Origin of the sequence: Trichocoleus sp. DQ-U1 (genome assembly GCF_039961925.1) — a bacterium.
In the GTDB taxonomy this organism is placed as follows: Bacteria; Cyanobacteriota; Cyanobacteriia; order Cyanobacteriales; family FACHB-T130; genus FACHB-T130.
Genome location: NZ_JAMPKB010000015.1, coordinates 20,310 through 41,163 on the forward strand (window position 1 = coordinate 20,310; position 20,854 = coordinate 41,163).

At 45.2% G+C, this 20,854-nt stretch carries 17 protein-coding genes; 4 read left to right on the forward strand and 13 right to left on the reverse strand.

Translation table 11 applies throughout. The annotated features are described in order from the left end of the window. Positions 1-45: 45 nt before the first annotated feature. The 10 genes from NDI34_RS08660 to NDI34_RS08705 form a co-directional block, all read right to left on the reverse strand. On the reverse strand, positions 46-2,235 hold the full coding sequence (locus NDI34_RS08660) for a caspase family protein (RefSeq protein WP_348232430.1): 2,190 nt from the start codon (positions 2,233-2,235) through the stop codon (positions 46-48). Positions 2,236-2,348: 113 nt separating this feature from the next. Then, the gene (locus NDI34_RS08665; RefSeq protein WP_348232431.1) at positions 2,349-4,898 is read right to left on the reverse strand and encodes a CHAT domain-containing tetratricopeptide repeat protein; all 2,550 of its coding nucleotides are present in this window, start codon (positions 4,896-4,898) and stop codon (positions 2,349-2,351) included. A 116-nt stretch (positions 4,899-5,014) separates the two neighbouring features. Further along, on the reverse strand, positions 5,015-5,776 hold the full coding sequence (locus tag NDI34_RS08670; RefSeq protein WP_348232432.1) for a hypothetical protein: 762 nt from the start codon (positions 5,774-5,776) through the stop codon (positions 5,015-5,017). After that, positions 5,769-8,234: a CHASE2 domain-containing protein gene (locus NDI34_RS08675; protein WP_348232433.1), complete on the reverse strand. Its 2,466-nt coding sequence runs from the start codon at positions 8,232-8,234 to the stop codon at positions 5,769-5,771. Before NDI34_RS08675 ends, NDI34_RS08670 begins: the two co-directional genes overlap by 8 nt. 64 nt (positions 8,235-8,298) lie before the next feature. Beyond that, complete coding sequence (locus NDI34_RS08680; protein WP_348232434.1) at positions 8,299-9,654, reverse strand: DUF1822 family protein; 1,356 nt, start codon at positions 9,652-9,654, stop codon at positions 8,299-8,301. Beyond that, a complete protein-coding gene (locus tag NDI34_RS08685; protein ID WP_348232435.1) occupies positions 9,651-11,045 on the reverse strand; it encodes a hypothetical protein in 1,395 nt (464 codons plus the stop codon). Before NDI34_RS08685 ends, NDI34_RS08680 begins: the two co-directional genes overlap by 4 nt. A gap of 184 nt (positions 11,046-11,229) precedes the next feature. Further along, entirely contained in the window at positions 11,230-12,210 is a 981-nt protein-coding gene (locus NDI34_RS08690; RefSeq protein ID WP_348232436.1) for a HetZ-related protein 2, read from the reverse strand. 401 nt (positions 12,211-12,611) lie between these two features. Beyond that, complete coding sequence (locus tag NDI34_RS08695; protein ID WP_190414872.1) at positions 12,612-13,208, reverse strand: DUF6658 family protein; 597 nt, start codon at positions 13,206-13,208, stop codon at positions 12,612-12,614. 100 nt (positions 13,209-13,308) lie between these two features. Further along, positions 13,309-13,863 carry a DUF6658 family protein gene (locus tag NDI34_RS08700; RefSeq protein ID WP_190414873.1) on the reverse strand — a complete coding sequence of 185 codons (555 nt, stop codon included), beginning with the start codon at positions 13,861-13,863 and terminating at the stop codon, positions 13,309-13,311. Positions 13,864-14,087: 224 nt separating this feature from the next. Further along, positions 14,088-14,264, reverse strand: a complete 177-nt coding sequence (locus NDI34_RS08705; protein WP_348232437.1) for a hypothetical protein — start codon at positions 14,262-14,264, stop codon at positions 14,088-14,090. Between the two features lie 90 nt (positions 14,265-14,354). Between NDI34_RS08705 and NDI34_RS08710 the strand changes: the two genes are divergently transcribed. Then, positions 14,355-15,359, forward strand: a complete 1,005-nt coding sequence (locus NDI34_RS08710; RefSeq protein WP_348232438.1) for a lysylphosphatidylglycerol synthase domain-containing protein — start codon at positions 14,355-14,357, stop codon at positions 15,357-15,359. Positions 15,360-15,482: 123 nt separating this feature from the next. On the opposite strand, the gene NDI34_RS08715 is transcribed toward NDI34_RS08710, so the two are convergent. From NDI34_RS08715 to NDI34_RS08725, 3 genes are all read right to left on the reverse strand, one after another. Then, positions 15,483-16,769: a hypothetical protein gene (locus NDI34_RS08715; RefSeq protein ID WP_348232439.1), complete on the reverse strand. Its 1,287-nt coding sequence runs from the start codon at positions 16,767-16,769 to the stop codon at positions 15,483-15,485. Between the two features lie 227 nt (positions 16,770-16,996). After that, positions 16,997-17,971: a M48 family metallopeptidase gene (locus tag NDI34_RS08720; protein ID WP_190415030.1), complete on the reverse strand. Its 975-nt coding sequence runs from the start codon at positions 17,969-17,971 to the stop codon at positions 16,997-16,999. 194 nt (positions 17,972-18,165) lie between these two features. Beyond that, entirely contained in the window at positions 18,166-18,501 is a 336-nt protein-coding gene (locus tag NDI34_RS08725; protein ID WP_242047523.1) for a (2Fe-2S) ferredoxin domain-containing protein, read from the reverse strand. 191 nt (positions 18,502-18,692) lie between these two features. Here NDI34_RS08725 and arsM point away from each other — a divergent pair, with 191 nt between their 5' ends. The 3 genes from arsM to NDI34_RS08740 all read left to right on the forward strand — a co-directional run bounded on the left by arsM (position 18,693) and on the right by NDI34_RS08740 (position 20,848). Then, complete coding sequence (gene arsM, locus NDI34_RS08730) at positions 18,693-19,661, forward strand: arsenosugar biosynthesis arsenite methyltransferase ArsM (RefSeq protein ID WP_348232440.1); 969 nt, start codon at positions 18,693-18,695, stop codon at positions 19,659-19,661. A gap of 59 nt (positions 19,662-19,720) precedes the next feature. Then, a complete protein-coding gene (locus NDI34_RS08735) occupies positions 19,721-20,044 on the forward strand; it encodes a metalloregulator ArsR/SmtB family transcription factor (protein ID WP_190414878.1) in 324 nt (107 codons plus the stop codon). 87 nt (positions 20,045-20,131) lie between these two features. Beyond that, positions 20,132-20,848, forward strand: a complete 717-nt coding sequence (locus NDI34_RS08740; protein ID WP_242031449.1) for an MIP/aquaporin family protein — start codon at positions 20,132-20,134, stop codon at positions 20,846-20,848. The last annotated feature ends 6 nt before the right edge of the window (positions 20,849-20,854 follow it).

Here is a 20,854-nt window from a genome sequence, read left to right on the forward strand (position 1 = left end):
AGCGGTTTCAGATGCTTTTTTCTTTCCTTCTAAATCCGTGAGTCTCTAATCGCTTACCTGAAAGGCGATTGATAAAGTAGCCATCTCTGAAGTGTTCATGGGTATGGCTTCTACAGCGATTCCACCACGCTCACCACTCAAATCATCAAGTAAATCCCCCATCACCTCAACTGGCTCTTTTAACTCCAACGCTCCTCTATCTTGATTTAGTTCAGCGGCTAGAGATGCTAATGTCTTGACAGCTCTTTCTAGGGGTGAACGGCTGACAATTACCAGCGCTTCTCCTGTTCCGGTTGCGATCGCTCTCAATTTCATCTGTTGCGGGTCGCCAATTAGTTGCGTTTGATTGGGTCGTAATTTCATCGTCTCATTTGACGCAGGCCACTGATAGGGAAACACCACCACTAATCCCCCAGTCGAGTCAATCAGTAGAGTTGTCAGATAGAGGTCGCTAGACTCGTGATTGGTAACTCGAAACTGAAATAGTTTATTCACTGGTAACTTATTAGCATAAGTTTGTTCCAACTCCTGACGAGTGTTTCTACCTCGACTGGAAGTTCTAGCAAGGGTTTGATTGGGTTGTTCTACCAAGTTCATCGAAACTTCTACAGAAAGCTGCGAAGAATCGGCATTCAAAGTCTTTTTAATAATCCGAACTGCTAACAGAGATTTGAGTTTAGCTGCCAGACGCTCCACCGCTGCCGTTACCGATTCCCCTGGTTCGCCAAAGGATTTCGGCACCAGTTCCAGTCCTTCGGTAAATAAACCAATACTGCCGACGGCTGGAAGATTTGCCCCTTGCTTTTGCAGTTTTTGCTGATAATCTGCCGTCATCCGACTGAAGATGTACTGCACCCCTCCCGGATAGGGGACATTTCCCGGTTGTGCAGGCACCGCTGCAATGCGATTAATCGCGGAGAGTTCCTGTTTAGCCGCGTTCGTCTCTCCTGCTAAAGACGGCTCGAGACCAATGCTTAACTTCAAATCTGCTGGCACAACCCGACTTGCTTCTTGCAGCAGCGTCCCTGGTTTTAGAGATGTATTAGTTGCTTTGTCTACCAGTTTCGCTTCTCCCCTTAAGCCGCTACGAGGAGAGATTAATTGCAATTTTCCCGATGTTTGCCCTTTGTCATCGACAATTGCGAATGTGGCACCGGGTTGGAAAGCTTCTAGACTTTCAGAGTCTACTCCTCCCAACCACAAAGTTGCCTTATCGCCTTCTACTTTGGTAATTACGGCATCAGTCGGAGGGAGTTGTTTGTTGATGAAATAAACTGGTTTTTTGGGGTCGCCATCTGCTAAAGGAACTTGACTAGAAAGCGAATTTATGCCAGTGGTAATTTGAGCGATCGCGCTTCCCACCGTATCGGTTTTTTGCCAGAGATACTGCGTCATCAGGTAGGTAAACGCACCAGCAGAAAAGCCATCGAACTCAGCATCTAAAGCTTCTTCTTCTCGTTGAGCAGAGGCAAAAACAACCCCTTTTGCAACACCTGCACAGCGCCGACGAGCCAGTTCGGATTCGGACAGTTGCAGCCGTTCCATCCAGCCTTTTTGATAAGCGATTTCTTCAGGACTGGGATTGAGTTTATCGCCGGGTACAGAACGCACTCGAAAGTTACCACGAGTACCGCCGCCAGAGTGACAACTATCTAGTACGACTGTGACATTTTCTGTGTTTAAAGCCGACATCAACAGAAACAAAGTGCGCCCCATGATGTCTGGTGCCAAATCTTTTTGCCCCTCATCGGCAACGACTAAAGTGCTATTAAATTCATCATTGAATGCCTGATTAGCACAACCTTGGATAGGATTTGGGTCGCGCAATCGAGAACCGTGACCGGAAAAATGGAAAACAACCACATCTCCCGGTTTAGCTTGTTTAATTAAGTGTTCTTCAAACGCTGTCAGAATATTGTTGCGCGTCGGCTGTTGAGCGGGAGCTTGATTGCTTGTCAACTTGACAATATCACTGGGATTAAAACCAAAACGATGAACCAAGAGTTCTTCTTGCAAAGCAACATCAGTAACACATCCTTCCAGATTTCTAAGAAAGCGCTCGTTTGCTGGATAATCATTAATTCCCACTAAAAGAGCAAGCTTGCGCGGGGTATTTTCCGCCAGAACTTGAGCGTAGCGATTTCCTTTGTTGATAATATCTAACTGGCTCAATCCCAAAGTAGTTATAGTTGAGCCAGCGAATTGTAAGAAATGACGGCGAGAAATACGGGACATTACTAATTCCTCCTAGTATCCTATTCGGGAATATTTAAGTAGGGGCGAAGTATACCCTTTGGGAAGAATATGCTTCTCCCTACACGTAAATTCTGATTACTCAACCGATGCTCCTACTCAGCTTCACCAATTAAGGTAAAAGCTGCCCAAGCTCTAGGATTATCGCGGTGTGTTTCCATCATCTTGAGCATTGCTTGGCGCAAGGATTGGGCTTTATCAAGTTTCTTTTGGTAAAGATTAGTATAAAACTCGGTCATTAATTCAGCCGTGGGAGCATCGGGGACAGCCCACAGGGAGACAACAACGCTGGGAGTACCGGCGATAAACAAAGAGCGGGATAGTCCAATTACCCCATCACCCGTGATGCGCCCGCGTCCGGTGTTGCAAGCACTCAGGACAACTAAATCTGCATTTAGTTTCAGATTAAGGATTTCTTCGGCAGTGAGTAGACCGCGATCGCTGCTAGTGGGTGCGAGTGCGATCGCGCTTTGCAATCCCTGGAAATCATTAAATAAGCCGTGGGTTGCCAGATGCACAATTCTAGCTTGAGATATTCGTGATAAAACAGCAGTTTTGGTGGCTGCATTGCCAGTAAGGGCGTTGGTGTTCAATAAAGGAGCAATCTCTTCGGCTTCTCGTTTTGCTCCTGGTAAGGAAGCTAGCTGTTGCGGCTTTTCTCCAATTTTAGGCGCTACGCTGGGCATGGTGGGATTTCCTATGATGATGGCATCTTTGGCGGATGCTTGCTTCACCTTTTCCCGTGAGGCGCGTGTTAGTTCTAGTACCTGAATTGAAGGTGCGGACAAAATTGTATGTTTTTCAATTAAGTATTTGCCATCTTTATCTTGCAGTGCGGCGAAGGGAACTACAAATAATTCACCTTGCGGGACAAAAATTACACGCTGATTTTGGTCGGTGGGCAGAAGGTCGGCGATGGGCGAAATTAATAGTTGATGAAGTTGCTGTAAGCTTTTGGCTGAGTTTTCTTGATTACCTGGATTTACAACTTCTGCTTTAAAAATACTGCGCTCGTCTACTCCGATTGAGTCACGGCTAGAGCTAACAAGGTCTTTTAAAGAGGTATTTTTTTGCTGCAATGGTTTTAGGTCAACTTTGCGGAAGGTTACTTCGCCTGTAGGTTTAATCACCCAAATGTAAAGGTCTGTTTGCTTGACTTGCGATTTATTTTGACTTTTAAAGTCATCATCAATAATTGAATATTGAACGAGAGTCGCATTTTGAGCTTTGGCAATTTGTGTAATTTGGGCAATATTTGGTGGTGGTGGGGAAGTAACGTTACCTCTAGTTTCTGAAGATAATCTCTTTACCAATAGCTCCACAAATGCTCTTGCACGCCCTCGTTCAGCAATTTCTAAAGCATCATTAATGTTATTTTGGGCAATAAAAACTTGTTGGAGTAGACGGTAGATACTAGCCTGGGTTTCAAAAATTGATACTTTATTGCTATCACTCAATCCTGACCGTAGAGACTCTAAAGCCTTAATTCCAGCAGTTAGGGTTTCTGTAGCTTCCGCTAGCTTCCCAGATTGATAGAGGTTACTACCCATATTTCTCAGAATTCGTCCTTCACCTGGATAATTCTCTATTTTCCTGGAAATAGTTAAAGCTTGTTGAAAAAGTTTCAGCGCTTGGGAATAATCACCTTGACTATCATAAGTTTTACCCATGTTGTTAATAGCTGTTTCTTCACCACCAAAGCTGCCAATTTTCCTATATATAACTAGAGATTGCTGATAAAAATCTAATGCTTGCGAATATTGACCTTGATATCTATAAAATTCGGCAATATTGTTGAGTAGCGCTGCTTCCAGACCAGTCACGCCAATTTTTCTAGCAATAATTAAAGCTTGCTGATACAAATTTAATGCTTTGGAATAGTCACCCTGGCTCATATAAACTGTTCCCATTGAATTCAGAACAAGAGCTTCTCCATTTTTGTTATTAATTTTTCTGCTTACATTCAAAGCTTGCTGATAAGTTTCCAGTGCTTGATTATATTGACCTAAATCATAATAGATAACTCCCAAGCTAAGGAGGGTTACTACTTCACCTTGAAAATCACCAACTTCTCTACGAATAACTAAGGCTTGCTCGTATAATTCCAATGCTTGAGAATATTGACCCAAACCATGATAAATCGTTCCAAGGTTACTAAGAGTTACCCCTTCGCCTTCGCGATCCTGAACTTTTCGACGAATAGATAAGGCTTGCTGAAAGAAATCTCGTGCTTGAGCATATTGATCTGAGCTTCTATAAACTGAGCCAATGTTGTTAAGTGCAGTTCCTTCGTTCCAGCGATCGCCGAGTTTTCTGAAAATCTCTAAACCTTGCCGATAAAATTTCAGGGCTTCTGGATATTGGCTGAGACTGCGATAAATTAACCCGATGTAGTTCACGGTTAATGCTTCGCCTTTGGTATCTTTTAGTTCCCGATAAATTAAGAGCGCTTCTTGAAAAGACTGTAATGCTTCCTGAAATTGGCTAGTCTTATACTGCTGATTACCTTGCTGATAAAGTTTATCTGCTTGCGCCTTCCTCTCCTCAACCGTCTGCGCCATCACCGCAGATCCACTAAATGTCACCGGAAAATTCAGCCAACAAGTCTGCAACCCAGTCAGTAGAACTGTGCTAGACGCAAGCAAGAAAAATCTTTTTAATTCCATAGCTGTAGGAGTGCGATCGCAGCGTTTAAGATATTGTCCGCTTACATATAATATCCTTGGGCAAGGGGTACTTATGTAAAAACCCAAGCCGTAGCCTATTGAGATGCAGAAACGTTTGGCTCATCTTCTGCACAGAAATCATGAGCTTGAAGAAGCGCGATCGCATTCCTTAATTCCTCTGAGGGATTTGGCACTGAATAGATTTCCCGCAGCGCATCTGACCAGAGTTCGCGTTCGGCAAAATAGTAGGCTTTCTCCATTGCCAAAGCCTCTGGTGATGGGTCTTTAAGCTGCTGTACGAGTGCTATTGAGATCAATTCGGCTGAAATGCGATCGCGTGTTTCCGGTTCCATCACTTGAAACATGACGCTGGTTTCAATTGGGTACGGCTCTGAAGCAGACAATTTCCATACATAAGACTGTCCAGGTTGCAATGGTTCCCCATCATAAACCGCCCTTGTCTCTCCTTTAATTGGTCGGTTCCAGAATGCCTCTTTATCCCCCTGACGAGATAGCTCAATTCGCGTTACCGTTCCACCTGGGATATTCCAGAGAAACAGAGGGCGATCGCTCCAAATCTCAAGGATTTCCCCTTGTTTTGAATGAAGCGAATCTGCGTCTACCAGTTTAGCGGGAGCGATCGCGCAAATCGCTCCTCCTCTCCCGCCCCCTCCTTTCCTTTTACGACGTAATTTCTTCCAGATATCACCCCACGATAAAGCTAGATATGTCTCATTGCTTTCTGTTAGGACGGGATGCGGTTGTTGTCTGATTGCCGCTTGTAGAGGCACTGAGGAAGAAGTTGTAATCAAGGCAGATATTAACAAAATGGATTGGAGTTTTTTTAAGTTAAACATGAGACTTTTCCCTGAATGCTAAACGAATATAATTCCAAAACAAAACTGTTGGTAAAAACCAAGGTAATAACATCGCCGCCGATATATAGATTTGCAAGGAGGCGATGATATAAATGGTTGTAGCCGTTCCTAACTTTATTACCCAGCGTTGCCGTTGATGAAGATTATCCTGCAACATCAGCGTTACGCTTTTCCCCAGCAATCCTGAAAGTAAAATCATCCATAAATCGGGGATAGGTATCACCAATCGCCGCGTTAATAAATGATGAAGCATATAAGCATGAGCTTCACCGCCAGGAAAATTTTCCTCCTCCCAACCGCGCCAGAAACCGACAGCTAAAGGAATCGCATAATTATCTTCATTTTCTCCTTCTAACCCGGCTCCTTTATATCCACCTGGAGTAATCAACACCACTTCATTCTTAAAGGTGTCTGGTACTTTTCCTTTTCCTAGGCAATCTCCTAGTAACTTACAGGCAGAAATGCGTTCGTAGGCAGATTCGGGGGGAATAGAAAAGTCAATAATTGGATGCAACCATGCTTGAATAAAATTTTGAGAAAAGCGGGTAAGTGAATGAAGGCGAATTTCTTGTAAAAAAGCTATTTTCTGGTTGGGTTGGCTTATTTGATTTAAATAGTTAATCGCTGAGGAATTAAAATCTGTCCGAGCCTGCAAATTGGGTTGCGGTAAATTCGGCGGTAATTCTTGATTCAACACATACGCTATCGCTAAGAGGTAAGCAAAAGGATACATCTGTGAACTTTTGGGTTCTGCTGGCAAAAGTTCAACATACCAAGGGAAGAACATGATATCCCCTTCCAAACTCCAATTGAGGTTGGCAATATCCTTGCTTACCCCTGACCTAGGAGTGGATTCTCCCTCTCCAGAACCAAATACCAACCAAGTATTTTTATTAACAATATTCTGTACAGATTGCTTAAGTTTTAAACTGTTATTCGGTTGCTTTTTATCATCTAAGATATAATCGATGCCAATAGTTTTAGCTTCTAATTCAGAAACCCGATTCAAAAGTAATGCTACATAACGATAATCGATAGGGTAAATTTGTTTAATTTTATCCGCATCAGCCTTTAGAGATTCGTCATCAATTTGGATAAGTCGCACGGGTGAACTTCCTTTGGCTGGCACTTGGAAGGTGACTTGGCGATAGAAGGCTTGAAGTAAAATGCGCGGTTCTAATAATAAGTTTTGTACGGGTGGCAATAAACTTAAAAACAGGATAGCGCCTAGCCACCAGGCTTCTTTTTTCGTTGGCAACCAGCGGTTTAGTGTGTCAAAAAAGCCAAAAGGTTTAATGCAAAACAGCTCGGCTTCTGGATGCCGAAATAGGGAGGGAACCAGGTAAGCAGAAGGGTAGGAAAGATGCTTTTCCTGTTGTTTAAGAAATAAACTTGCCTCCAGCAAAGCTGAATGAACATCCTTGTATTGAGTCAAACTGGCGAGAAACTGCACCAAAAATTCTTGTGCTACCTGATTGTGAATCGGTTCCCGCATTACTGCTACCTGGCTCAATCCCAAGTTAATCAAGGATTCGGCAATATTCATGCCACTACACGAGTTGAAAATTGCAAACTGAAGTCCCCGTTTTTTCGCCTGTTTCAGTGACTCTTCAATTTCCCAAATCGAGATTGAGGTGTGTGGTGCAATGCCTAATTCTCCACCCGTCAGGACAGTTTCATTACTGTGTCCGGCAAAAAATAAGATATCCCAACCTGGCTCCGATGCGATCGCTTTCTGGATCTCCATTTTGAGTGCATCAGCATCAAAAAATCGAGCCTCTATATTCTTAGGGATATTCAGTTCAGCTTTCCCCTGGTTCCGTTTCCAACCAATCAACTGGATATCTGCAACACGATCAAGCGATCGCAGTGCTTCTCGATCAGCTTCCAAATTCAAGCCAGTGTCATCCCCTAAAATCGCTAAAACCCTAGCTTTACGGCGAATCGGACGAACGGGTTCATTCAGAATATTGGCGGGAGTGCGAGCAATGCGTATTTGTTGAGTAGCACCCAAATCCGTCCCAATTTCCCAAATTTCCCACGGTAATCGCGCCAGTTCTAGAGGAGTGCAAGTCAGGAACACCTCAACCGTATGATGTTCCGGTTTATGAGCCGCCTTGACAATCTCGCGGCGAATACTAACTAATTCAGGAGTGAGCAACCAGTGTTGAAATTCTTCCCCTAGCTGAACCTCTGCATTCACCAGTTCGCGATGTCGATCAACTGGGAGAGTGCCTTTACCGCTGATGACCTTGTGCCCTCGCAGCCGCCTATAGTAGTTGAGATAGGCGCTTTGCCACTGTTCGTAACTCCTGGTCAGCGAGAGGGGATAATTCAGCTCTACAGAGAGTATTTTTCCTTTCCCCCAAGACAACTCAAAGTCGCAAACAGTGCCAACTTGCTTAACCCTAAGCTTAAAAACTATTCTATCCATCATTTAATTTTGGATTTTGGATTTTGCGGAGGTCGGAGTTGTCCTGCCTCTGATGATTTTCGAGGAGTTATAAAATAAATTCAAACGGCGGCAAAGTTTGGAATTCCCCAGTTTCCGAGGTAATGGTTGCGAGAAATTTATCTTGATAAGTCCCCGCCACTTGAGTAAAAATATAGTCCTCGTCCCCATCTAAGTGCAGTGTATCTTCTGCCAAAACTTCCACGCGATCGCTTACGCGCAACGTCATCTCATCGTGAGATTCATTTCCAGAAATCGCCTTTAATATCAGCAATAACGTCCAGCCATCATCATCCGGGAAAGACCAGGTAACAGCATACAGCCGCACCCGATTTACTAGGGTTAAGTCTCGGTAAGCACGACCCGTATTGGCTGGAATCTCTAACTGATTATTGCGACTAATTTCTATCAAAATTTCATCTAATTCTTGAGATGGGTTTTGTTCGTTTCTGCGGATGGAGAATGATGCTGGCAACTCTCTTAGTGGCTCAGTTCCGCGCAAAGGAGACGGTGCTGGCAAGGCTTCCCAGGACAATTCTTGCATTACTTCATCCACTTGGTTGCGTAACCAGTTCCTGACATTTACTGCTTGCTGAGTCAAGATTTGCAGCAACTCTGATAGATGGTTGGTAACGGTTGCTGTATTCTCAGTTAGCGGCTGGTAGAGCCAATTAAGTAAATCCGGCGTCGTTAGGACTGCTGTTCCCTGCTCCCACGTCAAGATTTGCCACAAAGGACGATTACGCAGTTGGGGTAATAATGTTAATAGGGTAGCCTGCATTCGAGCTAGGGTATTCTGACGATTTGTTGGGATTTCAGGTAAAGGAATTGCTGATGGAACTAAACATTGCAAATAAAGCAATAGTTCATTAGGTTCGCGATTAAACCAAGCAATCGGAATCTGATAATTCCAATCCGCTTCTGGTTGTAATTGCGGTTGATAATTAATCAGTTGGTCGTGACGCAAAAAACCTCTAATTGCTGCAATTCCTAAGTCTTCCTCAATGCCAATAACTATATAAAAATGAGCGGTAAATTCTGGTATATCTACTACCGCTCTGGGAGTAGTGACTTCTTTATCAGTTAAGGTGATAGTAGGAATTAAACAAACCTTGAATTCGCTAATTCTCAAATTAAAAACGGCGTCAATTGCATTAGCATACTGGGGTTGAAAAACTGAAGAGCGTTCTCTATATAGAAAAATTTCCGGTTCTCGTTTCCGCAGCCATTCTTCAAAACTAAATAAACTTAAAGCTTGAAGATAAATTTGCCATTTTCGGTCTTCATTCCCTACTTGGTTGCTCAATTCTACAGCTTGGTCAAGCTGCTCCGATTCTAAGGGAATTGTTTCTGGCAATTCTTCAAGTTCGACCCAATCATCTGCCAAATCTGTTAAGTAATTCATGCTCGTTCTTCTTTCTGGCTATTCAGATGGTTACAAATAGTTGCCGCTAGTTGACTGTTCATCACTCGGTTGTGTCCTATGTGAGATTCTTTTTTCGCCTTCTCAATCTCTGTAGAAATCTCTTTATCTAAAATGAATTGGACTTTTGACTCCAAATCTTGGAGCTGCACGGGATTAACGTAACATTGAGCTAACTTTAAAACGCAAGCTCTCAAGCACAATAAGGTTCGGCGTCCAATATCACTGCGTAAGTTTTTGAGTTCCAGCAGGCGGCTTACTTGAGGCTGGTCTTTTAAGCCGAGTTGGGGAGCAATTTCTTTCATGGGAACTCCCTGACAGTGAAATAAATGAAGTGCCTTGAGGAAGTTTTGCGCTTTCTGATTTTTTTTTGATTGCAAATAGATAAAGCGAGCTTGAATAACCTGCTTGACAGACTGAGATAAACAGGTATTAAATTGCTGGTGATAACCTGCTAAGAACTCTGATTGCTCATTAGAATTATCCTCACTGGATGTTCTATTTATTTCCGCGGAATTTCTTGAATTATCTAACGGTAAGCCTTTGCGAGTCCGGAGGCGTTCGGCTCTGAGTAACTGCGCGAGTTCTTGCAATTCTCTTAAGATTTGTTCGGGAAATATTGTCCGAGTGGTTGACAATTGTTCAGCCATTTGACGCAATTGCGAGGCGGTTGGGTCTGGATATCGGCTTTTCTCTCCAGCCTTGCGGTGCTGCAAAAGTTGGGTGCGATAAATCTGATGGTAGCTATCAAGTAGCTGAAGTGCTTGGTTGATTTCTGCTGGTGTCCGGTCAAACTTTAATAAAACTCGCTGTAATCGTCCGGGGTTCATGTAACTCAGAATCATCCAGTCAGTCACTTGCTCAATTCCGTGTTCGAGTAAGAATCGTTTGAGGAAGCGATCGCTTTTTACCATCCTGACCGTCCAAGTCGATAATTTACTCTTATCCGGGTCAAAGGTTTGCAAAATTCGAGCGGTTACAGATGGATAGTTTGTCCGGCTTTCATCCATTTCCTGACGCGGAGAACGCAAAGTGCTATCGAGTACCAACGGCAACAGCTCTATACTGGTGAAGTCATGGTTTTTGCCAAACTTCTGCTCTAGTTCTAAGCAAAATTCTTGAATTTGATGAGAGATAAAGCAGCGCAGACACACCTCAGCCATCTGACGGCGAGTGTCATCGTTCTGGAACCACTGCATGAGTTGGCGTTGAATTTCCCGGTCTGGCATATCCTCTCGGTCAGAGAGTTCGGGAAATTGAGTCAAGAAAAAGGCTTTTGCCGACTCAACTTCTTCAGTTCGACACTTGCCGAAACTATCAATTCTCATCAAAAGCCAGTATCTCGATGCCGTACCCATCGTTATTTCACTCAATTGTGCAAATGCAAAGCGACTCTGAAATTCCTCATCCTTGCCTCGCGTAAACCAGGATGCCGATCAAAGTCAATTGAGGCAAGTTCGGGGGAGCTGATTGAACGGCTAAAAACGATAAGGATAACTTTAAACAAAGCGAGTGACATCTTCAAGAAATTCCCGCTTTTCCCCAAACTTCACTCGGCTACTTTTCCATTCCTATCGCCACAACTTGCTCAGACGTTCTACCTGCTGCGGCGGGTTTTAGCCAGCTTGCGACTAGCTCCGGCTTTGTTTTTCGAGCAAAAATGCGAATTGCATGGTAACTGACTTTTTCCCGCAGACGATAGACTTCCCTAGTCCGCAAATTCAAGGCGCGAGCGATCGCTTGTTGAGAATTGCCAGCGAGGTAAAGTTCCAGCCAAACCGCTGCTTCTCGACTGACATTTTCGGCTAAATAGTTGTAAAACTCCTGCTTTACGGTTGTCCGCAGAAACATTTGTTCTTCAATTGCTTGATTCTCTTGATACTCGGCAACTGCGTGGATATCGAGGAAACTAACCGGATTGTTTGTCTCGTGGGACACCACTTCCTCAGAAATCAGTCGCACCAGTTCACCATCGGGGATATGAGTCATCCCTCCCCGCCGGGAACGACGTAGATAGTTAAAAAATCTATAAACTAAAAGTGGCTGGTTGCGAATTGGTCTGAGACAGTATTCTTCGATGCTGCTCATCAGTAGAGAGTTGCCTAAGCGAGCGTCTGAAGTACATTTGCTAATCCAGGCAATTTGCTGTTGAATGTAGCGATCGCGATGCAATAATTCCTGAATGACTTCTTGCAACACATCGACAACCGTTGCCGAGCGATCGCGCGATAGCGCCACCCAAGTCCGAATTTTATTCTTCAGCAATACTAAACTCCCCAGCCGAGTCGTCAAGTTGCAATAAGCACGCTCTGGTGCCACGCCTAAGTAGCGTTGCCGTAAAATGCGATAGCGATAATCCATCGCTTGCAAGGCAATTACCCTCTGAGTTGCGTTAAACGTTTCAAAACGCTCTCCTTCCTCTCCCACCAGCCACAGAGCAATACTTTCATGGGTTGCTGCGCTATAGCCAGGACAGTCAGATGCCAGCTGCTTCGCCACCTCAGTTGGAGACAGCACAACGGTTAGAAATTTTTTCATTTCAATCGCCGAGAGTGTGTGTTCTACTCGGCTATATCTTCAGTCAGGCTGAGGTTATGTATTTTTGATCCGGTTTCTCCGAAAGGATTCTCCCGGAGAAACCCTGACAGGGTACTATCACAATTCTCTATTCGATGCAGTACGGTTTAACCCCACCCTTGCCCCTCGACCTTCCCTTCACTTCAACTAGAGGGGTTCAATATTCTCCCCTCTCCGTTCACGGAGAGGGGCTGGGGGTGAGGTTCCGAGTGATATAGCACTCAAGTTAGAACCGCTATAGGGATACAAAAGCAAATAGGGGCAGGATTATCCCGCCCCTAGAATCAAAGCAAATAGGGGCAGGATTATCCCGCCCCTAGAATCATTGATTGAGTCTGGTGTTTATTTAATTCCAGACGCTGCTAATCAATCGCATCAGCAGCCTTGTCTGCTGCCCGCTTAGCACTCTCAATTACATTTCTGCCTGCATATTTACTATTTTCCTGGACATTGTCAGCTGCCTGCTGCGTTCCTTTACCCAGGTCTTTGGTTGCATCCTGAGTATTGCCCTTGAGATTTTCAATTCCCTGCTTTGTTCCCTTAGCGAAATCACTAGCCGATTTTTGCGCTTTGTCGCCAATTGCGTCGGTATTTTGCTTGACATTCTCACCGAACTGTTTAGCGTTTTCGCCCTTCTTATCCAGAATCCGCTTGGTGTTTGTACCTACGTCATCGGTCTCGTCAATTACGTGGCGCTCAGCATTGTCAATTAGGCCTTTTGCCTTAGCTGCTACGCCTGAGGTGTCTCTTCTGGGATCGGTATCGCTATAGTCGTTCATCCCACCTTTATACTCATTGGTTAAGGCACCTGTAGGAACGTCCTCCCTAATTTGGTCGGCGGTCTTCGCTTGTGCCCCACCATTACAAGCGGTGGTAACAAAAATGATCGTAGCGGACAAAAACACGGTCAGGATTTTGCCCAAGTTGATTTTTTTCAACCAATTAATTACGCTGTTCATCAAAAAAACTCCTTTTTCTGTACGAGTCAATGGTTGTTTTGGTTAGCATTGCAATCCGAGATTTTCGATTGACTGCCAATCGAAAATCTCAATTATTTGCTTATTTGTGCAAAGCAGGGTTGCTTTGCATTTCAGGTCTCTGACCGGCTTCATCTGATTTATCTTTGATGAAGCTGGAAGCCTCTTTGAACTCTTCACCGATACTTTCTAATATCTTGGCATTAGGATCGCTGCGATTGATTATAGGTTGACGACCTCCAGCTCCAGAGACTTCAAAATCCTCTGAAGTTTTTATGGGCAATTCTTTTTCCTTTGCGGCTCGACCTGCTGGTGTCTCAGCACCCGGGTAGAGGATTTCAGAATCGCTGGTAGCAATTAACTGATTGGACAGGATCTGTAAGTCAGCGCGATCGCGTGGATTCGCTGTTTTGCTGACGTTAGGATCGGTAGACATTTTGTAATTCGTGTAGCCATCTCCACCATTGCTGTGGGGATTGTTGTTCCCTCCCATTTGCACGGGGGGATTTTGTGGACGTGCCCCTAAAGAATCGCCATTGTTACAAGCGCTGGTAACAATTAGCAACGCGCCTGCCAAAAAAACGGTCAATATTTGACGTAACCGTAGTTTTTTAAAGAAAGCAGTTAAGTGTTTCACACACTACTCCCAAGATTTTTACGAACTGTCATAAACAATACAAAAGCTACAGTGTTCCTACCTCTAGCGCAGGTCACATTCTGGTTGCAACTAAAAGCAACCTCTCTCTAACCGTAGAGAGATTCCCAAAAAATAAGCAAAACTACGGTGATATTGGTTGGTTCACGACCATGCCAGCTAAAAACATCGCTCAGCCTAGAACTTGGCTGATTTTTCTCAATCTTTCAGCATCTGATGGGTCTGGGCATCGCTGCCTCAAACGCGATCGCTGACATCAAACTTGCCTCACCATCAGGTAGCGGATCGTTATCCGTATCCCAGATGTGCCAAGCTTGGCTGGGAAATTGTTCGCGAATGTCTGCAAAGTGTAGAAACAGAAGAGCGATCGCTCCCTCTGGCAAAAGTTACAGACTCGCTACCGTTCTCACTTTGGTATTCTCATACTCTAGGATGAGGTATTTGCCTCAACTCGCTACCCAGTGTGAAAGGTCATGAAAAAAATTTGGTCATCCCTGAAGCCGTACTTGCGCTGGGTGATTCTCGGCGGGACGCTATTTTTTTTGGCAAAAGCTCTCAAAGACAATTGGCGGGAAGTCGCAGCCATCCGAATGACTGGTGCGGGATGGACAAATCTAGCGATCGCCTTTTTGATTACTTTACTGGCTCATACTTGGTCTGGATTCGTCTGGAGTTGGATTTTGCAATCGTTCCGGCAACCCGTTCAGCCTCGATGGGCGCTCCAAGTTTACCTGAAAACCAACCTTGCCAAGTATTTACCAGGGAATGTCTGGCACTACTACGGGCGCATCGTGGCGGTGACATCCCACGGGGGTTCTTTCGGTGCCGCGACTCTCAGCGTGTTACTCGAACCCCTGCTGATGGCGGCTGCCGCTTTATTAGTTGCCTTAGCAGGTAGCCAGTTAAGTTGGGCCGGTGTCCCCCAGAATACCCAGACGAGAACCTTACAACTTCTTGGTTTGGGTGTAGTTTTGCTGGGCGTTCATCCCCGAATTTTGAACCGGCTGATGCAGTTGGCAAGTAAATTGAAGGGAAAGAAAGCAAGAGGTGCAGGGGCGCAGGGGCGCGGGGGAGAAGAAAATGCTATCTCTGCTTCAGCTTCTCAACCCCCCACAGAAGCCGCAGAAGCTTCTTTTCGACTTGAGCGCTATCCTCTATTTCCTTTGTTGGGAGAAATTGGCTTTTTGTTACTGCGTGGCGCGGGGTTTTTGTTTGCCATGCTAGCGCTGACACCAGTGAATCCCAATCAAATCCCAATGCTGCTGAGTGGGTTTAGTTTGTCATGGCTATTGGGTTTGATTGTTCCCGGCGCACCTGGGGGAATCGGGGTATTTGAAGCGACAGCGATCGCTCTATTCGGTCAACATTTTTCTGCCGCCATTCTCCTCAGCGTCGTCGCCCTATTCCGCTTGGTGAGTATTTTAGCGGAAGCCGCCGCTGCTGGATTGGCAACTTTGAGCGAGCTGAAGGATCGCTAAAAGGGCTATCAACTACAGCTATGACAACTTTATTCCCCCTCAATCCAGGTTCCCCTCACCGAAAACCGGGGAGGGATTAAGGGTGGGGTTCCCCTGTCCCGCTTTCAACGGGTAGCCAGAAACCTAATCCTCTGCAACTTGATCTGACATCGCCTCTGCGATCGCAGAAGTTGCAGCTTTTATATCGCTATCTAACTTCAGTTGAGAAAAAACTCGATACATCTGTGCCGTCCCGTTAGGCAGCTTCTTCGTGCCATTTCCGTTCATCTTGATCAAATTGTATTGAACGTTTTCACCATAGATAGCAAAGGTTATATGAAATATTTCAAAGAAATTCACGACCCACTTGCAATCCTCTTCCGGATAGTGCATATAGTATTTGATTAACTCAGCAATGCAAGTTTCTAAATGGGTGCGAACATTTTTACAAATTAATAAAATTTTCAGCAGTACGATTACTAAAGTCAAAGGATGCCCTTGCGACATCAATAAAATAAATAGAGGCGAAGGTTCCCGATGATTTTCAGTCGTTAAATATTCGATCACCCGATTACAGGTTCTTAATAACAGGGCATCATCTAGCGTTTCTTCATGATGATTTTCATATACAACATCTAGCTTTTCTTCTAATTTTGTTTTCAAGACCTCTACAAATTTTCTGTTTTCCACAGAAAAAATTAAATACTTTTGTAGACTATGCTTAAAATTTTTGTAGAGAAGTCCTTGAGTTTGTTGGAGAAAAATATTTGCCAGATTTGTATAGCTAAATGGCCCCCGTTTCGCAACAATCGTCTTGATCAGACGCAGTACCTCATCCCCTAAACCAGTCGGGTTTTTAGGCAAAATTTCTCTAGGCATCGCCGACTGCGATCGCGTGGTATACATTGCTAGCTCAAACTTAAAGCGATCTTTCAGTTCTTGCGACAATGCTCTGGCGGCTTCCCGCTGTTCGACGGGGTTTGAGAGATTCGCATATTGAGGAACTAACAGATAAGAAGTATAACGATGGCTCCAATGGGTTGCTTCATGTTCTTCGTATCTAGCAGCAAATATCTTTAAATCTTGATAGTCTTGGCTTTTAATAAAATTTACAAGCCAAAGTCTCAACTTACTTAAACTTGGAGACAAGGTTGACTTGCTAATATTTAAATCGCTAAATACTAAAACTAATTCTTTAATTGCTTTATAGCTTCGCGTCGTTTCCCAATTATTGATGAGGATATAACAAGAGCGCTTTAGGGTGTTTTTAAATTCTTCTTCATCATTCGCAAAGATAATGTCTGAAAGCGCTTTGACCGCGTCGGTATTAACAGCATTAGGACTGTAATAAATAAATAACTGCTTAAATTCTTGCAGAACGGCTTCTGGCGGCCATTGCTGAACAATGTCCACCAAAAAACGATAGATCATATCTCGATCTGGCTGGTTGGAAATGACACGAAACTCGGCCTGATATCCATCTGATAGAATGTCCCTGACCATTCCATTAATTAGGACTATTGAGTCCTTCCTTAGAGTGTGAAGAGAGAAAGTAGATGGCACCCAGCGTCAATGCTAATTGCAGTGTATAGTACTTGACTTGACTGCCCATAGCAATCCTTGAAAATACATACGCTTGGGGAACTTGCTCTCAACCGCTAAGGATCTTCGGATTCAGACCGGAGACGGTTAATTTGTTCTTGCAATTCCTCAATTTGACGCTGTAGCGCATCCACCTCATTAACAGCGGTTTCTGATGGGACATTCACCGCGCCCTGTACAGGGGAACGTTGGTAATTGCCCCGGCGAATCTGACGATATTCCTCTGAGTTTGCCCACTCCTGCAAATGGTGAAGGCGATCGACCGTAAAGGGATGGGTCGTAAACCAACCTTGAGTAAAGTTATTGTAAAGTAAGAACTTGTAGACTTGATTCAACCCGTCTTCGTCCAATTCCTGATATTTTTGCGATTGACGAATAAATTCATCTAAATTTACTTCATTGGCATAACGGGCGCTGCCACCAGCAAATTTCATCATTAAGTGCATCACCGGATTCAGGTCATCTGTCACCAGGAAAGCGGCTCGATCTGCTGATAATTCGGCTTTACGGCTCCATTCAATAAATGCCAAAACCAAGCCGGTACTGACCAAAGTGCTGAAGCCAAAGGTCGCGTTCCCGATAAAATTGACAGCTTGCAAAGCCCAAACCGCCATCTGACGTAGGGTCGTGTGACCGCATTTAATATGTCCTAATTCATGTGCAATGACTGCCCGAAGTTCCGCTTCGTTGAGCAGGTCTAAAAGTCCAGAGTTCAGGATCACATAAGGGCGTTCTTGTCCGAGGGCGCTGGCATTAACCCAAGGCGCTTGGGAAACGAAAAGCGTTGGTTCTGGGTAAACGTCCAGATCGCGCAAGCATTCCCGGAAAATGCCATAGATGCTAGCATACTGACGCGGCCCGACCTGAATGCTATTGCCCATGTGGTAGACAAACTGGGGACGCTCAGAGGCAAATTCCACAAATTTACGGGCAACCATATCAAATCCAGGCACGCTGCGTAAGGCTTGCTCGGCTTGTCGGTCGAGGGGATGTCTAAAAGCTTCACTGGAAATTCCGGTATAAGTAGGCATATTGATGAGCCTTATACAGCGTTCTACTGAACTATTAAAGCCTAGAAATACAACGAGCGGCTTTTGATCTACATCACAGGGATGCGCGATCGCCGTGTCGTTAAACTGCCACAAAAACTGCTTGATTTAAGCAAGTAACCAACCTACATCTGAGAAAACTTGACACGGCGGCAGTTATCGGAGTGAAAATCACTTCAAAAACTAATTTTCATGTGAATTCTGGGATTCAGCTTTGCTTCTATTGGTTCCCCTTTTTGTAAATGTTGTTCAACGATCGTCTGGACATCGCTGGGTTGAACTCGGCAGTACCAAGTTTCTTCCGGGACAATTCGCACTGTAGGACCACAGCTGCACTGTCCCTGGCAACCGCTCCCCGTCACCATGACTCCGGGAATATCAGCACTCTCAAAAGCGGCAAGTACCTCTGCGCTTCCATTTACCAAACAGGAACGGTACTGGCAAACGATGACGCAACGCCGATCTTGCTCCAAACACTTTTCTTGCGAACCAGTTTCCACTTTTGAGTCCAGCACAGTATAAATTCCTATGGCTCTATGTTAACTTCGCCTTAGCAGACCAGGGGAAAAGTTGGTAGCGCTGGGGAGAGTCCTTTTTCAGGCAATGCTCATTTATTAGGGATTTGATAGCCTTATAGATTGGAATCAGAGTATTTTTAGCAATTTGCTAAAAAGTCGCAACGCCAATCTAGGAGAATATTTGAGTGAGCTATCTCGAAACTGCTGCTGAGTTTTATAGTGAAGTAGCGCAGACGCCACAAGTCGGACTTTGTTGTGTCCAAAGCAGTCCCCTGCAACTGCCAGGACTAAAAATTTCGCCTCAGATGCAGGAGATGAACTACGGTTGCGGTACTACCGTCCATGCCGCTGAACTCGCTAATGACCCGACGGTGCTATATGTCGGCGTTGGCGGTGGTTTGGAAGCGCTGCAATTTGCTTATTTTTCTCGCCGTCCGGGTGGGGTGATTGCCGTCGATCCAGTGGCGGCGATGCGCGAGGCAGCGACTCGGAACTTAGCGATCGCTGCCCAAGAAAATTCCTGGTTTGACCCCAGTTTTGTGGAGATTCGGGAAGGCGATGCCTTCTTCCTCCCAGTGCCAGACGCCTCTGTAGATGTGGTGGCGCAGAATTGTCTATTTAATATCTTTGAACCTGCGGACCTGCATCGGGCGCTTCAAGAAGCCTTCCGGGTGTTAAAACCAGGGGGCCGCCTACTGATGAGCGACCCGATCGCCACTCGTCCCATCCCACCTCATCTGCGGCAGGATGAACGGTTACGGGCAATGTGTCTGTCGGGTGCTTTAACTTACGAGCAATATACTCAGCATCTTATTGATGCTGGATTTGGGCAGATAGAAATTCGAGCGCGGCGTCCTTACCGACTGCTGGATTGTGCTAGCTACGGGTTGCAGGAACCATTGCTATTAGAAAGTTTGGATTCTGTTTCTTTTAAAGTGGCAATTCCTGAAGATGGTGCCTGTATTTTTACGGGAAAAACGGCGATTTACACCGGCACCGAAGAGTTTTTTGATGACTCAAACGGGCATATCCTCCCACGGGGTTTACCCGCAGCGGTGTGCGATAAGACAGCAGGGAAGCTAGGTGCATTGATGCCAAAAGACATCCTGATTACTGATTCAACCTGGTACTATACGGGCGGCGGTTGCTGTTAAGTGACGAATTTGCTGGGTGCTTGGATAGGATAGCTGAAGAGATTCTTCAATAAAACTTGATGGCTAAACTACCCGCGATCGCACCTCCTTCCGTTTCTTCTGGCTTTCATGCCCTGTCTGACCCCCTACGGATTCAAGTGTTAGAGCTGCTCCGCGAACAAGAGCGCTGCGTCTGCGAACTCTGCGAACAGTTGGGGGTCACTCAGTCTAAACTTTCCTTTCACCTAAAAACTCTCAAAGAAGCCGCTTTAGTTTGCTCCCGACAAGAAGGACGCTGGATTTACTACAGCCTCAATCTGCCTCAATTTGTTGTTTTGGAGCAGTATTTGGCAGAGTACAGTCGCTTCAGCCCGCTCTTATCAGCGCTTCCCTGTAAAGACTAGGCTTGACACATCAATTTTTTTTGAAATATGCTTAATGCATCAATTTTTTTTGAAATATAAGTTGCAGAAAATTCTTTGGTGCTGGGGATGGTCGTGAAATCAGTGTCGCGGATGGCGCGTTGTAACTCAGTTTTCCAATCGTGCAAGCAACAAGCGATCGCTGAGGGAGTGGGTACATTCATCCTGGTGTTTGCCGGTACGGGTGCCGTGATGGTAAACCAAATTAGCGATGGCGCGGTGACTCATCTCGGCATCAGCTTTGTGTTTGGCGCAGTTGTTGCCGCTTTAATTTACGCCTTGGGACACATTAGCGGCGCTCACTTTAACCCGGCGGTAACGCTGGCTTTCTGGACAAGCGGCTTTTTCCCGAAACGCCAAGTATTACCCTACATCTTGGCGCAGTCTTTAGGAGCAATTGCCGCCTCAGCTTTACTCTGGATGGCTTTAGGGCGCGTTGGCAATCTGGGTGCGACGGTGCCGCTAGAAGGGAATTGGCTGCAATCCCTGGTGCTGGAAACGGTTCTCACCTTTATTTTAATGTTTGTGATTTTTGGTTCCGGTCTCGATCGCCGCGCCCCGATTGGCTTTGCGGGGTTAGCGATTGGCTTGACGGTGGGGCTAGAGGCGGCGTTTATGGGGCCAATTACCGGAGCGAGTATGAATCCAGTGCGATCGCTCGGCCCCGCTTTAGTGGGCGGCATTTGGCAGCACCACTGGGTTTATTGGGTTGCACCCATCTTAGGGGCGCAATTAGCCGTGTTGATTTACAGCCAACTTTCCAACGGATTTCGGGACATTAAGTAAGGGAGA